The sequence below is a fragment of the Pseudomonas sp. B21-010 genome (assembly GCF_024749325.1).
In the GTDB taxonomy this organism is placed as follows: Bacteria; Pseudomonadota; Gammaproteobacteria; order Pseudomonadales; family Pseudomonadaceae; genus Aquipseudomonas; species Aquipseudomonas kilonensis.
On record NZ_CP087198.1, the window covers coordinates 2,980,630 to 2,995,234 of the forward strand.

Genomic DNA, 14,605 nt, shown 5'->3' on the forward strand with positions numbered 1-14,605 from the left:
CAGTTCCATTTTGTTGGCTTACCTATGGCTTCATAACAAGGAAAATCCGATGTTCAAACGATCATTCGCCAGCAGCCTGGCACTGGCCCTGAGCCTCACCGCCGCGGCCTTCACCGTCCAGGCGGACAACGAACAATACTTCCCGCTGCAAAGCTATCGCGTCGGCCCTTATGCGGCCGGCGGCACCGGTTTTTTCGGCGGTTTCATCGACTACCTCAAGTACGTCAACGCCAATGGCGGCGTGAATGGCGTCAAGTTGACCTGGAGCGAGTGCGAGACCGAATACGTGGTCGAAAAAGGCGTCGAGTGCTACGAGCGCCTGAAGAAAGGTTTGAACGGCGCGCCAGCGGCGGCCACCAACCCACTGTCGGTGGGTATTGCCTACGCCACCCTGGAGCGTTCGACGGCCGACAAACTGCCGCTGATCACCATCAACCACGGTCGCACGGACTCCACCGACGGCAGCGTGTTTCCCTACGTCTTCCCGTTGCAGTTGAACCCGTATTCCGAAGTGTCGGCGATCATCAACTACATCGGCCAAAGGGCCGGGGGGCTGGACAAACTCAAGGGCCTGAAGATCGTCACCCTGTATCACGGTTCGCCCTACGGCAAGGAAACCAACGAGGTGCTGCAAACCCTGGCCGACAAGTACGGTTTTGCGCTGACCTTGCTGGAGGTGCCGCACCCGGGCAACGAGCAACAATCGCAATGGCTGAATATCCGTCGGGAAAAGCCTGATTGGGTGATCCTGCGCGGTTGGGGCGTGATGAACCCGGTGGCGCTGAAAACCGCACAGAAAGTCGGTTTCCCGGCCGACCACATCATCGGCAACATCTGGAGCAATTCCGAGGATGACGCTGCACCGGCCGGTGCCGCGGCCAAGGGCTTCATCGCCATCACCACGCACCCTTCGGGCACCGATTTCCCGGTGCTGCAGGGCATCAAGAAACAAGTGGTCGACGCCGGCCATGGCGACCTGGCCGACCCCAAGCGTTTCGGCACGGTGTATTACAACCTCGGCGTGGTCAACGGCATTCTCAACGTAGAAGCGCTGCGCATTGCCCAGCAGAAATTCGGCAAGCAACCCCTGACGGGTGAGCAGGTGCGTTGGGGCTTCGAGAACCTCAAGCTCGACGATGCACGACTCAAGGAACTGGGGGCGTTGGGCCTGGTGCAGCCGTTGCAGTTGTCGTGCTCGGACCATGAAGGCGGTGGTGCGGTGCGCTTCCAGCAATGGGACGGTACGCAGTGGAAGCTGATCAGTGACTGGGTACAGGCTGACCGCGCCTTGCTGCGACCGATCATCGAAGCGTCTTCGCACCAGTACGCCCGGGAAAAAGGCATTACCCCGCGTGATTGCAGCAAGCAATCCTGAGGCGTCACGGCGACCGGGCGTGCGTGTCCGGTCGCTACTTGAAAAAGGCGAAACAGCATGACGACGAACGTGCCGATCCTGCAGATCGACGATATTGAAGTCCTCTACGAACAGACCATCCTGGCCGTGCGCAGCGTGTCGCTGGAGGTCGCAGAAGGGCAGGTCGTGGTGTTGCTGGGCGCCAACGGCGCGGGTAAAAGCACCACCTTGAAAGCCGCCTCCAACCTGGTGCGTGCTGAACGGGGCGAAGTGGTGCGGGGGCGGATCGTCTACCAGGGACGGGAGGTGACCCACAGCGCGCCTCACACCTTGGCGGCGAACGGCTTGGTGCAAGTGCTCGAAGGGCGGCATTGTTTTGCCCAGTTGACCGTGGAGGAAAACCTTCTGGCCGGCGCCCTGGCGCGCCAGGTGCCGCGGCGCCAGTTGCTGGCTGACCTGGAGTTGGTCTATGGCCATTTTCCGCGGCTGAAGCTGCGGCGCAAAAGCCTGGCCGGCTACACCTCGGGCGGCGAGCAACAGATGATCGCGATAGGCCGTGCACTGATGGCCAAGCCGCAACTGGTCTTGCTCGACGAACCGTCGATGGGCCTGGCGCCGCAGATCGTCGAGGAAATCTTCGAGATCGTGCGCCAACTCAATCAGCACGAAGGCGTCAGTTTCCTGATTGCCGAACAGAACATCAACGTCGCCCTGCGCTACGCCCACTATGGCTACGTGTTGGAAAGCGGTCGTGTGGTCAGCGAAGGCAGCGCCGAACAACTGGCGGCTCGCGGCGATCTGCAGGATTTCTATCTGGGAGCGAGGGCGAGGGGGCAGGACACGGCCGGGATTGAAGCACAGAGCTCCCCCTAATTGGGCCACTGTCTGGGTTCTGTAGGAGCTGGCGAAGCCTGCGATCTTTTGATCTTTCGCTTGAGGCTCAAGTGTCTGGGGAAAGATCGCAGCCTCGCTCCGCTCGATAGCTCCTACCGTGCCCCCAGCGGGAGCAAGCTCCCTCGCCACGGAGCCCTTTGGAACTCAGGTCGACAGGTTGATCACCCGGCCATCCCGGGTGTCCAGTGCCGGGCGGCGTCGATTGACCACCAGTTCGCCGATCCTGATCAACAACGTGCGGGTGACATTGCGGCTCAGGCCCAACAGGCTGGCGGTGTGGACCTGATTGCAGTTGGCGTAGCGGTAGGCGGTGCGCAGCAACTCGGCCTCGACCTTTTCATACAAGTCGCCATGCTCTTGCTCGAGCAGTTTCTCGAAGGCTTTCTGCAACAGCGTCTCTGCGCTTTGAGGGGCCGACTCCTGCGAGTTGTCCTGGCGTTCGATACGGAAGTTCGACAGGTGCAGGTCCTGTACGCCGATCACGTTGTTGCGGCAAATCAACAGGGTGTGGTGGATGACATTTTCCAGTTCGCGGATGTTCCCCGGCCAGGAATAGTCGAGCAATTTGCGCTGTGCCTGGGCATCCAGCGTCACCTCGCCGTGCCCGAGCCTGCGGCTGTACTCGGCAATGAAGTGGCGGATCAGCGGCAGGATGTCACCGGGGCGTTCGCGCAGCGGCTTGAGCACCAGGCTGACCACGTTCAGACGGTAATAGAGGTCTTCACGAAAGTGCCCGGCATTGATGGCTTTTTCCAACTGTACGTTGGTGGCCGCCAACACGCGCACATTGATCTTGATGCTCTTGCGCGAACCCAGCCGGACCACCTCGCGCTCCTGTAGCACCCGGAGCAACTTGACCTGGATCGGCAACGGCAAATCACCGATTTCATCCAGGAACAGCGTGCCGCCGTCCGCTTCCTCGAACCATCCGGCCTTGGTCGTCAGTGCGCCGGTGAACGCGCCTTTCTCATGGCCGAACAGCTCGGCCTCCACCAAGGTTTCGGAAAACGCCCCGCAGTTGACCGCAACAAACGGTTTGTGGCGACGGGCGCTGAGGTTGTGTACGTGGCGCGCCACCAGTTCCTTGCCGGTCCCGGTCTGGCCGATGATCAGCACGCTGGCGTCACTGGGCGCGACTTGCTGCAAGTGAGCCAGCAAAGCGCGGGAGGTGGGGTCTTCGAAGACCTGGGCCGTGGCACGAATCGAGGTGGCCAGGCCAGGGGAGGGAGGAAGCGTTAGAAGCTGCATGACGGTGGCCCGTTAATGAGATTGCCGTGACTGAAAATGGGTAAATGCCAACGTTCTTGAGGCAGTACCACGAAGCCATTGGGCTTAAGGCTTAATCTAAATGATCTAAAAAACAGACAACAAATAACCTTTAGTTATTTGCTTAGGGCTTCACCTGCACATAGCGAGGGGATCTGTCCTACCGGGTTCTGTAGGAGCTGGCGAAGCCTGCGATCTTTTGATCTTTTGATCTTTCGCTTGCGATTCAAATGTCTGGGGAAAGATCGCAGCCTCGTTGCACTCGTCAGCTCCTACACAACCCAGCTCGTCACAAAAGCCCTGATGGATTTATTCACCAATACGGATATGCGGTGTGACGGACATCCCCACGCGCAGTTTCGCCGCCCCGGGCTGGTCGGGGTCGATGCGAATGCGCACGGGCAAGCGCTGGACGATCTTGGTGAAGTTGCCTGTGGCATTGTGCGGGGCAATGGCGGAGTAGCTGACGCCGCTGGCCGGCCCCAGGCTTTGCACCGTGCCTTCCAGTGCCTGGCCCGGCAAGGCATCCACTTCGATATCCACGGTTTGTCCGGTCTCTACGTGCGCCAGTTGCGTTTCGCGAAAGTTGGCGGTGATGTAGACGGCGTCCAGTGGCACGATTGCCAGCAAGGGTTTTCCGGCATTGACGAAAGCACCGACGCGTATCGATTTCTCCCCGACGGTGCCGCTGATCGGTGCGGTGATGCGGGTATAGGAAAGTTGCAGTTGCGCGATGGCTTGCGCCGCCTCGGCATGGGCGAGGGCCGCCTTGGCCTTTTCCAGATCGGCCTTGAGGATATCCACGTATTGCCGGGCAGCCTGCAACCCCGCCTGGCTCTTGTCCCGGCTGGCCAGTTGGACGCTCAATTGCGCTTCGGCCTGCTGCTGGGCCTGCACGGTGCCCGACCCGTCGGTGGCCAGGTTGCGATAACGGGCCTGATTGACGCTGGCCAGTTTGAGCGCCGCCTCGTCTGCGGTTACCACCGCTTGGGCCTGACGTATGGTGGTTTCCTGTTGGATCAAGTGCGCTTGCAGGCTGGCGATGCCGGCCCGGGCGCTGGCGACCTGGGCTTGCGCCGCGTTCACGGCAGCGACGAAATCGCGGTCGTCGATGGTTGCCAGCAGGTCGCCTTTGTTCACCGGTTGGTTGTCGTCGACCAATACTGTCTCAACCGTGCCCGACACTTGCGGCGCTACCGTGGTGAAGTCGGCGTGGACGTAGGCATCGTCCGTAGACTGTATCGATGCACTGGATTCAGGACGATTGAAATAGAACGCCGCGCCGATGGCCACTGCGAGCAGTGTGGCGCTGATGATCTGGGCTTTCTTCGGTAATGCCATGATGAGTCACCCGTGTGAGGAGGAAGGTGATGAGGCTGCGTGCATGACAGGGGCGGGGATGTAGGTCAGTCGCAACACCAGAGGAATCAACAGCAGCGCCATCAGGCCCAACACGCGATAGGCATCGGCGATCGACAGCACCAGCGATTGCTGGCCGATGAGACTCATCAGTTGCGTCGGCTCAGGCACAAACGCCAGGCTGTTACCGACCAGTGCTCCCTGGTCCAGCAACATTTCTCCATGGAAGCGACCGCGCACGGTGATGAGCTGGGTAACCGCCGCTGCACCGGCCAGCGATCCGAAGGCGCGCAACGTGTTGATCGTGCCGGACACATAAGGCCCTTCAGCAGGCTGTACCACGCTGGTGATCAGGAACAGCATCGAGACCACCGCCATCGGTTGTCCGAGGGCCTGCAGGGTCTGCGCCATGACGAACTGGTCGCGGTTCCATTCGCTGGTCAGTTGTGAGCCGGCCAGACACGCCAGCGCGATCAAGCACAACCCCAGGGCGAACACGACACGCGCATCGATCTTTTTCTGGTACAGCAGCAGCGCCACCACGGGCCCCAGGACCAGTTGCGGCAGCGCGACGATCAGGCCGACCGACGCCATCTGGAAGGGGCGATAGTCCTGCAGTGCGCCGAGATAGTTGGCCGGTAGCAGCGAGCTGGACATCAACACCACCAGCAGCGCGAAGAACAGGGTGCAGCCCAGTCCCAGGTTGCGACGCCCGAGGATCTGCAACTTGATAAACGGTGATGGGTGATACCACTCGGTCAACAAATAGACCGCCAGCAAGGCCAGGCCAACCAGCAGCGAAGACGTGATCAGCGGTGAATGAAACCAGTCCAGCCGCACGCCTTGGTCCAGTGCGACAGTGATCAAACCGAACGCCGGCACACCGCAGGCCATGCCAAACCAATTGGCCTGTCGAAAACGTGGGACCTGGACGGGTTCCTTCGCCAGCCCCCAGGCGATCAGGCCTGCGGCGATGAGGGCGAGGGGAACGATCTGCCAGTACACCCAGCGCCAGTCCTGCAACCCATCCGTCCAGCGCCCGGCCAACCAGATGGACAGATTAGGCGCGAAGGTCGCGGTCATGGCATACAGCGCCAGGCCATACAGCCGTATGGGGGGCGGCAGGAATTTGAGCGCCGCCATCATCAGCAGCGGGATGGTGGTGCCGCTGGCAATGCCTTGCACAAAGCGCAAGGTCAGCAAAAGCTCCAGGTCGTGGATAAAAGGCAGGATCAAGGCGAGTAGCGTACAACTGCCGAGCATCCACAATTCGAAGCGACGAACCGAGAGCGTGATGGCGAACCACGCCGAAAAGGGCATGGCAATCAACTCGCCGGCGCTGTACACGGTGGTGAGCCAGGAGCCGTCGTCGAAGCCCAAGCCCATCGCGCCTCGCACATCTGCCAGGGCCAATGCGCCGACCCGGGTATTCAACCCCGCCATCATGGCGGCGAGAAAAATGCCGACCAGGCCGACCATCGAGCGTTTCGAGGACGAGGCCTGAGGCCCTGCGCTGGCCGCGACGTGCGCTGGCGACAGTGCGACGCTGTTCATTGGGCAACCTCCGGATTCCAGCCGCCACCCAGGGACTTGTAGAGATTGACCACGGTCAGCGTGGCGTCGGTCGTGTTGGCATTGAGGCGGGTTTGGCTGGCAAGCAGGTTGGACTGGGCCGTCAGTACACTCAAATAGTCGGCGGCGCCTTGCTGATAACCTCGCTCGGCGGCATGCAGCGCCTGCTTGTTCTGTTCATAGGACACCAGCAGCTCATCGTGTTGACGCTGTTGGGCCCCCCAGGCATCCAGGGCGTTGTCCACTTCATGCCAGGCTCGCAAGACGGTCTGGCGATAAGCGAGTGCCGCGGTTTTTTGCCGTGACTCGTTCAGGGCCAGGCGTTGCATCAAGCGTCCGCCCTGGAAGATCGGCAGGTAAACCGTGGGGCCGATGGAGAAGAACCGGGAATCCCAACTGGCGAGATCGCCACTGTCGAAGGCTTCCACGCCGATCTTTCCTTTCAGGCCAATGCGCGGATAGAAATCAGCCTTGGCCACACCAATGGCAGCCGTGGCGGCATGCAGTTGGGCTTCGGCGCGCAGGATGTCGGGGCGCCTGTGGGCCAGTTCAGAGGGGACACCAACCGGGACCCCGGAGGGCAGGGCAGGCAAGGGCAGTGCCTTACCCAGTTGCCCATCGAGGGCACGGGGCTGCTCACCCATCAGCAAGGCCAGTGCGTTCATCTGGGCGTTGCGACGTTGGTCCAGTTCAGGAACCATGGCCTTGATCGTGGCCAACTGCGCCCGGGCGGAGGAGGTTTCGAAGCGTGTCCCGACGCCGTTACGCTCGCGGCTTTCAGCCAGGCCGAGGGTGCGCTCCGCGACCGTCAGGTTTTGCCGGGTGATGTCCAGTTGCGCCTGGGTTCCGCGCAATTGCAGGTAGGTGCGTGCCACTTCGGCGGCCAGGGCCACCTGTGCGGCTTCGCGATCATAAATCGTGGCTTCCAGCGTCGCGGCGGCGCCTTCGCGGCCCCGTTGTGCACGGCCCCACAGATCGATCTCCCAACTGGCATCGAAGCCCAGTTGCCAGAAATTGTTGGGCCCGGTCGGAGCACCCAGGGCTGCGAACTTGCCATGTTCGCTGAGGGCCTCCCGCGTGTAGCTGGCATTGGCGCCTACGCTGGGTAGTAATTGCGACGCGGCGATGCCCAGTTGGGCGCGGCTTTGCTCGATGCGTTCGGCGGCCATCTGCAGATCAAGGTTGCCCGCCAGTGCGCGCGATTGCAGCCCGGTGAGCACGGCGTCATTGAACAGTGTCCACCACTGGGACGGCACCGCGGCAGTGGACGTCGGGATGACGCTTGCGTGCTCTTGTCGGGGCGACAGTTGCACAGCGTCAAGCCCGCTCTCAGGTTTCACGAAGTCTGGGCCTACCGTACAGGCGGTCAGGAAAATCGCGCCGATGAGCGTCAAAATGTGTCGAGGTATTCCGAAGAAAGCCGACATAGCCAGTTCCCCGTAAGGTTGCTGCGTCGCTCGACGAGCGCACGCCTGGGGTCAATGAATCAGCGATTGGCTCGCTGTGAATTCATGGTATTGGGGGACGTTTCCAGGCGCACTTCTACATCGGTTCAGCGAAACCATACGTCAGTGGCGGGGGATCTATACGAAGGTGTGGGGTCGGTGGCGTGATGGAAGCATCGTGGCGAGGTGCTGCTCCCGTTCGACGGCTGTAGGAGCTGGCGAAGCCTGCGATCTTTTGATCTTTCGCTTGAGATTCAAGTGTCTGGGGAAAGATCGCAGCCTCGTTGCACTCGACAGCTCCTACACAGCTCCTACTGGCGCAGGGCAGTGTTGATACAGGCCAGCAGTTTGTCGGCATCACAGGGTTTAGGCAGGCAGGCGATCAGCCTTGGTATGTGCGCCCCAAGGTCCGGGTAAGCGGTAATGAAGATGGTAGGGATTTGAAAGCCCATGGCGCCGAGCTGTTCATGCAGTTCCAGGCCACTCATCCCCGGCATCTGGATATCGGAAATCAGGCAGTGGGTAGCCGCCAGGGCGTTTGCGTCGAGGAAGTCCATGGCGCTGCAATAGGTTCGCACGTCATAACCGCTGGACCGTAACAGGCTTTTGAGGGCGGCCCGAACGGATTCGTCATCATCGACAACGGCAATCGTCGTCGTATTGCGCATCGGGGTGTCATGCATATCGGGTCGCTCGCACAAGCGCCTGTCGTCGTTACAAGATACGCGGTCTCCTGGGGCGCAAAAGTATACCTAGGTATAGCGCGCTAAGACCAAAGGGTTGGCGTTGGATACAACGGTTTGTCCCAGGGCTGCTTCCACTGTACGCAGGTACAACTGACCTGGGCTGACGGCTCACCTAGACTGGCACGCATCGTTCCCCCGGGGTTCAACACCAAACCCCTATGGCGCGTTAATTCGCTGTTCCTCTATGAAATCACTTGAAGGGCTTTCATGAGGGGTTAATCTAGAGATCGGCAACACGACCCGTTCTGGATCCCGACAGAGCCCATCCTCATCGGGCGGCCAGCGCAGCCACGGACGTCGCCCCAGCGCGACGATATCGGCCATGCGACGTGACACTGGATGCCAGCCCGACGGCAACGTGCGACGGATAACTCACTACAAATTGCTCGCGTGCCGATGGAAAACCACATGCAGATTTTATGGGACGATGGTGAACGTGTCTTCTGCCGGGAACTGCGTCCGGGTGTCGAGGGCGATTGCAGCGTACTGGTTGCGCGGCCCGCTGCCGAACAACCGCGTCCCGGCTGCCTTGGCCGTCTGGCCCACGAGTTTGGCCTGAAAGACGAACTCGATGGCACCTGGTCGGTGCGACCGTTGGAGATGGTGCGCGAAGGCGCCCAGACGCAGCTGGTGCTTGAGGATCCAGGCGGCACGCCACTCGTGCAATTGCTGATTGCGCCCATGGAGACGGCCACGTTCTTGCGTCTGGCGGTGAGCATCGCCGTGGCCCTGGATAAGCTCCACCAGCGCGGTCTCGTCCATAAAGACATCAAGCCCAGTCATATTCTGGTGAACTGCTTCGACGGACAGGCCAGGCTCACCGGGTTCGGCCTCGCCTCACGGCTGCCACGGGAGCGGCAGGCGCCCGAGACCCTCGCGGGGACGCTCGCCTATATGGCACCCGAGCAGACCGGCAGGATGAATCGCTCGATCGATTCACGCAGTGATCTCTATTCCTTCGGCGTCACGCTGTACCAGATGCTGACCGGCTCGCTGCCGTTCACGGCATCCGACCCGATCGAGTGGGTGCACTACCATATCGCCAAGAAACCCTTGCCACCTCGCGAGCGGGTTGGAACCATCCCTGAGGTGCTGTCCGACATTGTCATGAAGCTGCTCGCCAAGACGGCCGAGGAGCGTTATCAGACCGCCGCGAGTGTGGAATATGATCTGCGGCGCTGCCTCGCCGACTGGCAGCAACAGCACCACATCAATGCCTTTGCGTTGGGCGAGCATGGCCCGTCCGATCGGTTGTTGATTCCCGAGAAACTCTATGGTCGCGAGCATGAGGTCGACACCCTGGTCGAAGCGTTCTCACGGGTCGTTGCAAGCAGTGCGCCGGAGCTCGTCCTGGTCACCGGCTATTCCGGTATCGGCAAATCCTCGGTGGTCAATGAGTTGCACAAGGTGCTGGTTCCGCCGAGGGGACTGTTCGCCAGCGGCAAGTTCGATCAGTACCGCCGCGACATCCCCTATGCGACGCTGGTGCAGGCCTTCCAGAGCCTGGTGCGCACCCTGCTTGGCAAGAGCGACACGGAACTGGCGAGTTGGCGTGACGCGCTGCAGGAGGCGCTGGATGTCAATGCGCGGCTCATGACCGACCTCATCCCTGAGCTCAAGCTCATCATCGGTGAACCACCACCGGTTTCGGCACTTGATCCACAGCAGGAGCAACGTCGCTTCCTGCTGGTGTTCCGGCGTTTTATCGGTGTGTTCGCCCACGAAGATCATCCGCTGGCGCTGTTTCTCGACGATTTGCAGTGGCTCGATGCGGCCACGCTCGATTTGCTGGAGGATCTGTTGACCAGCGCTGATGTGCGACACCTGTTGCTGGTGGGCGCTTACCGCAGCAACGAGGTGGATGTCACCCACCCGCTGACAGGCAAGCTCCAGACCATTCGGAACGCGGGAGGCAACGTCGTCGAGATCATGCTGGCGCCGCTCGCCAAGGTGCACATCGAGCAGTTAATCGTCGAGGCGCTGCATGATGAGCGGGCCCGCATCGAGCCCCTGGCGCAGTTGGTGCTGGACAAAACCGCCGGCAATCCGTTCTTCGTGATTCAGTTCCTGCAAACGCTCGCCGACGGGCAACTGCTGGCCTTCGATCATGACGCCCGGCAGTGGTGGTGGGACCCGGACCGCATTCATACCGAGGGCTACACCGACAATGTCGTGGACCTGATGGTCGGCAAGCTGGTGCGCCTGCCGGGCGAGACGCAGCAGGCGCTGCAGCAGCTGGCTTGCCTGGGTAACGTCGCCGGGATCGAGGCGCTTTCGACCGTGCTGGGCATTCCCGGGACGCAGGTCCGCGGGATGCTCTGGGAGGCGATTCGCCTGGAACTGGTCGAGCGGCTGGACGATGCTTATGGTTTTGTCCACGACCGTATTCATGAAGCCGCTTATTCGTTGATCCCCCAGGAATCGCGCGCCGAGACGCACCTGCGAATCGGACGATTGCTCGCCGCGCAGACATCCGCGCAAGGGCAGGAAGAGGCGATTTTTGAAATCGTCGGCCAGCTCAATCGCGGCGCCGTGTTGATCACCGACCCGGCTGAGCGGGAGCAGTTGGCTGCGTTCAACCTGATTGCCGGCCAACGCGCCAAGGCGTCGACGGCTTATGCGTCGGCGCTCAACTATTTCACCACCGGGACGCAGTTGTTGGGCGAGGACTGCTGGGCGCGTCGCCATGGGCTGATTTTCGCGCTGGAGTTGAATTGCGCCGAATGCGAGCTCCTGACCGGGCAGCTGTCTGCCGCCGACGAGCGTCTCACGGCGTTGTCGGATCACGCCATGACCGTGATCGAGCGGGCCAATGTCGCGTGCCTGCTAATGGATGTCTACTTGCTCCTGGATCGCAGTGACGGTGCGGTTGCGGTCTGCCTGGCCTACCTGCGGCATGTGGGGATCGAGTGGTCGGCCCATCCGAGCGACGATGACGTGCGCAGCGAGTACGACCGCATCGCAGCGTTACTGGGGGACCGGGCAATCGAGGACCTTATCGACTTGCCGTTGATGGAGGATGCGACATCCCTGGTGACCGTCAATGCGTTGGGGAAACTCTTCGCGCCGGCCCTGCAGAGTGAAGCGAACCTGGCGGACCTGTTGATCTGCAAAGCGGTCACCCTGAGCCTTGAGCATGGCAACTGCGATGCTTCATGTTTGCTCTACGCCAATTTATTCAGGGTCGCCGGTCGCCGGTTCGGTGATTACCAAGTGGGCTTCCGATTCGGTCAGCTTGGCTGCGAGCTCGTTGAAAAACGTGGTTTGGCTCGATTCGAGGCGAGCACCTATCTTTGCTTCTCGTGCTTTGCCGTACGCTGGATGAAGCCTGTGGAGCAATGCCGCGACCTGTTGCGTCGTTCGTTTACGGCGGCGAATCGAATCGGCGATCTACCGTATGGGGCCTACGCGGGCAACAACCTCACTGCCGATCTGCTCTTCGCCGGCGAGCTGTTGTCCGATATACAAGGCGAAGCCCAGCGGGGTCTTGTTTACGCCAGGAAAGTACGCTTCGGGTTGGTGACTGATTTCATCATCACGCAACTGGCGCTGATCCGGATGCTCCGAGGCTCGACGCTAACCTTTGGTCGCCTGGACGACGGCGAGCTAATCGAGCCAGGCTTCGAAACCCACTTGACCAGTAACCCGGATCTGGTACTGGCTGAGTGTTTGTACTGGGTCCGAAAATTACAGGCTCGCTACATGGCCGACGATGCTGAGGCGGCATTGGAGGCCGCTGCAAAGGCGCAGCGTTTACTCTGGGTTTGCCAGTCGTTCTTCGAGGAAGCCGAGTTTCATTTCTATGGTGCCCTGGCCCGGGCCGCTCGCTGCGATAGCCTCCCTGTAGACGAGCATGGGCAGCACTTGCTGGCGATAGTTGCCGATCAGCAATGGCTCCAGACCTGGGCGCAGCAGTGTCCGGAAAATTTCGCCAGCCGCGCCGCGCTGGTGGATGCCGAAATCGCCCGTGTTGAAGGGCGCATGATCGACGCCGAGTTGCTTTACGAGCAGGCTATCGATTGCGCGCAAGAGAGTGGCTTCGTGCACATCGAGGCGCTTGCCAATGAACTCGCGTCGCGCTTCTACGCGGCGCGGGGCTTCGGGAAAATTGCTCGGGTCTATTTGCAGGATGCCCGCTACGGTTACCAGTGTTGGGGTGCCGATGGCAAGGTGCGGCAACTGGAGAACAAGTACCCATCGTTGAGGGCCGAAGCGCCTGAACTCGGCCCGACGACAACGATGGCGACACCGGTCGAACATCTTGACCTTGCCACTGTACTCAAGGTCTCCCAAGCCGTATCGGGCGAAATCGTCCTGGAAAAGCTGATCGATATGATCCTGTGCACGGCCATCGAACAGGCCGGCGCCGAACGCGGGCTGTTGATCCTGTCCGATGGCGGCGAGCACCGTGTCGCGGCGCAAGTGACTACTGGCGGCAAAACAACGCAGTTACGCGATGAGCGGGTGAGTGCGGCGCTGTTGCCCGAGTCGATTCTCTATCATGTGCTGCGCACCCGAGAGAGCGTTTTCCTTGACGATGCCGTGGCCGAGGCGCCGTTCGCCACAGACCCCTATATCCGGCAGCAGCGGGCCCGTTCGATTCTCTGCCTGCCGTTGATGAACCAGGCCAAGCTCGTCGGCGCGCTCTATCTCGAAAACAATCTGGCGGCCCGTGTGTTCAGTCCGACCCGGATCGCCGTGTTGAAGCTGGTGGCTTCACAGGCTGCCATCTCGCTGGAAAATGCTCGCTTGTACCGTGAGGTCGCGGAACGCGAAGCGAAGATCCGGCGCCTCGTGGACGCCAACATCATTGGGATCCTCGTGTGGAACGCCGACGGCGAGATCATCGAAGCCAACGATGCGTTCCTTCGTATGCTGGGATACGAACGAGCAGACCTTGCCTCGGGCCATCTGCGCTGGACAGACCTGACGGTCCCTGAGTTTCGAGAACTCAGCGAACGCAGGTTGGCTCACGCTTTGCTGACCGGGCATGCTCGACCCTACGAGAAAGAATATTTGCGCAAGGATGGCAGCCGACTGCCGGTCATCGTCGGCCTGGCGATGTTCGAAGCCGGCAGCAGGGAAGGGGTCGCCTTTGTGCTGGACCTGACCGAGCGCAGGCAGGCGGAGGAAAAGATCCGCGAAAGCGAGCGGCGCTATCGCGAAGTACAGACCGAGCTGGCCCATGCCAACCGTGTCGCGACCATGGGGCAGTTGGTGGCTTCGATCGCCCATGAGGTCAACCAACCAATTGCCGCGGCCATCCTCAACGCCAATGCCGCATTGCGCTGGTTGAACGTGCAACCGCCGGAGATCGGGGAGGTCCGGCAGGTGCTGGACCGCCTCATCTTCGATGCCAACCGAGCGGCGGACGTGCTGGGTCGCATCCGTGGACATATCCGCAAGGCACCACCGCAAAAGGGACCGGTAGACATCAACGCGGCGATCAGCGAGATGATCGACTTCACCCGTGGCCAGATCAGCAAGAGTGGCGCCTCGATACAGACGCAGCTCATGGACGGTTTGCCCGCCATCGAAGGCGACCGTGTAGAGCTGCAACAGGTGTTGCTCAACCTGATCATGAATGCGCTCGAGGCCATGAGCGGTGTCAGCGAAGGCAAGCGGCAGTTGCTGATCTGCACGGTGCGCGATGATGCCGGGTGCATCGTGGTGAGTGTCAGTGACACCGGGCCGGGGTTCGCCTCGGACAGTACCGACCTGGTCTTCACTTCCTTCTACACCACCAAGCCTACGGGCTTGGGGTTGGGGTTATCGATCTGTCGTTCGATCATCGAATCCCATGGCGGCAGTTTGAGGGCAAGCGTCAACCCACCCCGCGGTGCCACTGTTCAATTCACGCTGCCCATCGCAGTCTTGAGCTCAACGACAGCGTCTTGATTAATACTTAGGTTTAAGACCTGTATATCAACCGCTCATTGAAATCAGTCCCATGTACAAATGAAACTCCG

Annotated in this window: 8 protein-coding genes; 3 read left to right on the forward strand and 5 right to left on the reverse strand. The window is 61.0% G+C overall.

What is annotated here, in order from left to right:
* Window positions 1-49 precede the first annotated feature (49 nt).
* Both LOY50_RS13170 and LOY50_RS13175 read left to right on the forward strand, forming a co-directional pair.
* Window positions 50-1,375, forward strand: a complete 1,326-nt coding sequence (locus tag LOY50_RS13170; protein ID WP_253474324.1) for an ABC transporter substrate-binding protein — start codon at window positions 50-52, stop codon at window positions 1,373-1,375.
* A 57-nt stretch (window positions 1,376-1,432) separates the two neighbouring features.
* A complete protein-coding gene (locus LOY50_RS13175; protein ID WP_258691087.1) occupies window positions 1,433-2,227 on the forward strand; it encodes an ABC transporter ATP-binding protein in 795 nt (264 codons plus the stop codon).
* 165 nt (window positions 2,228-2,392) lie between these two features.
* Here LOY50_RS13175 and LOY50_RS13180 read toward each other — a convergent pair whose 3' ends face one another.
* The 5 genes from LOY50_RS13180 to LOY50_RS13200 form a co-directional block, all read right to left on the reverse strand.
* Window positions 2,393-3,496 (reverse strand): sigma-54-dependent Fis family transcriptional regulator, encoded by a 1,104-nt coding sequence (locus tag LOY50_RS13180; protein WP_258691088.1) that lies wholly within the window; start codon window positions 3,494-3,496, stop codon window positions 2,393-2,395.
* Window positions 3,497-3,823: 327 nt separating this feature from the next.
* Window positions 3,824-4,855 (reverse strand): HlyD family secretion protein, encoded by a 1,032-nt coding sequence (locus tag LOY50_RS13185; protein ID WP_258691089.1) that lies wholly within the window; start codon window positions 4,853-4,855, stop codon window positions 3,824-3,826.
* A 6-nt stretch (window positions 4,856-4,861) separates the two neighbouring features.
* Entirely contained in the window at window positions 4,862-6,427 is a 1,566-nt protein-coding gene (locus LOY50_RS13190; protein WP_253474335.1) for an MFS transporter, read from the reverse strand.
* On the reverse strand, window positions 6,424-7,872 hold the full coding sequence (locus LOY50_RS13195; protein ID WP_309475812.1) for an efflux transporter outer membrane subunit: 1,449 nt from the start codon (window positions 7,870-7,872) through the stop codon (window positions 6,424-6,426). The genes LOY50_RS13190 and LOY50_RS13195 overlap by 4 nt, the downstream gene beginning before the upstream one ends.
* Before the next feature lie 329 nt (window positions 7,873-8,201).
* Complete coding sequence (locus tag LOY50_RS13200; RefSeq protein WP_253474342.1) at window positions 8,202-8,573, reverse strand: response regulator transcription factor; 372 nt, start codon at window positions 8,571-8,573, stop codon at window positions 8,202-8,204.
* Window positions 8,574-9,044: 471 nt separating this feature from the next.
* Here LOY50_RS13200 and LOY50_RS13205 point away from each other — a divergent pair, with 471 nt between their 5' ends.
* Window positions 9,045-14,534 (forward strand): ATP-binding sensor histidine kinase, encoded by a 5,490-nt coding sequence (locus LOY50_RS13205; RefSeq protein ID WP_258691235.1) that lies wholly within the window; start codon window positions 9,045-9,047, stop codon window positions 14,532-14,534.
* The last annotated feature ends 71 nt before the right edge of the window (window positions 14,535-14,605 follow it).

What these genes read in the sequence shown, in the direction of transcription:
- LOY50_RS13170 (WP_253474324.1), top strand. Translation starts at nt 50, where the DNA reads ATGTTCAAACGATCATTCGCCAGCAGCCTGGCACTGGCCCTGAGCCTC.
- LOY50_RS13175 (WP_258691087.1), top strand. Translation starts at nt 1,433, where the DNA reads ATGACGACGAACGTGCCGATCCTGCAGATCGACGATATTGAAGTCCTC.
- LOY50_RS13180 (WP_258691088.1), bottom strand. Translation starts at nt 3,496, where the DNA reads ATGCAGCTTCTAACGCTTCCTCCCTCCCCTGGCCTGGCCACCTCGATT.
- LOY50_RS13185 (WP_258691089.1), bottom strand. Translation starts at nt 4,855, where the DNA reads ATGGCATTACCGAAGAAAGCCCAGATCATCAGCGCCACACTGCTCGCA.
- LOY50_RS13190 (WP_253474335.1), bottom strand. Translation starts at nt 6,427, where the DNA reads ATGAACAGCGTCGCACTGTCGCCAGCGCACGTCGCGGCCAGCGCAGGG.
- LOY50_RS13195 (WP_309475812.1), bottom strand. Translation starts at nt 7,872, where the DNA reads ATGTCGGCTTTCTTCGGAATACCTCGACACATTTTGACGCTCATCGGC.
- LOY50_RS13200 (WP_253474342.1), bottom strand. Translation starts at nt 8,573, where the DNA reads ATGCATGACACCCCGATGCGCAATACGACGACGATTGCCGTTGTCGAT.
- LOY50_RS13205 (WP_258691235.1), top strand. Translation starts at nt 9,045, where the DNA reads ATGCAGATTTTATGGGACGATGGTGAACGTGTCTTCTGCCGGGAACTG.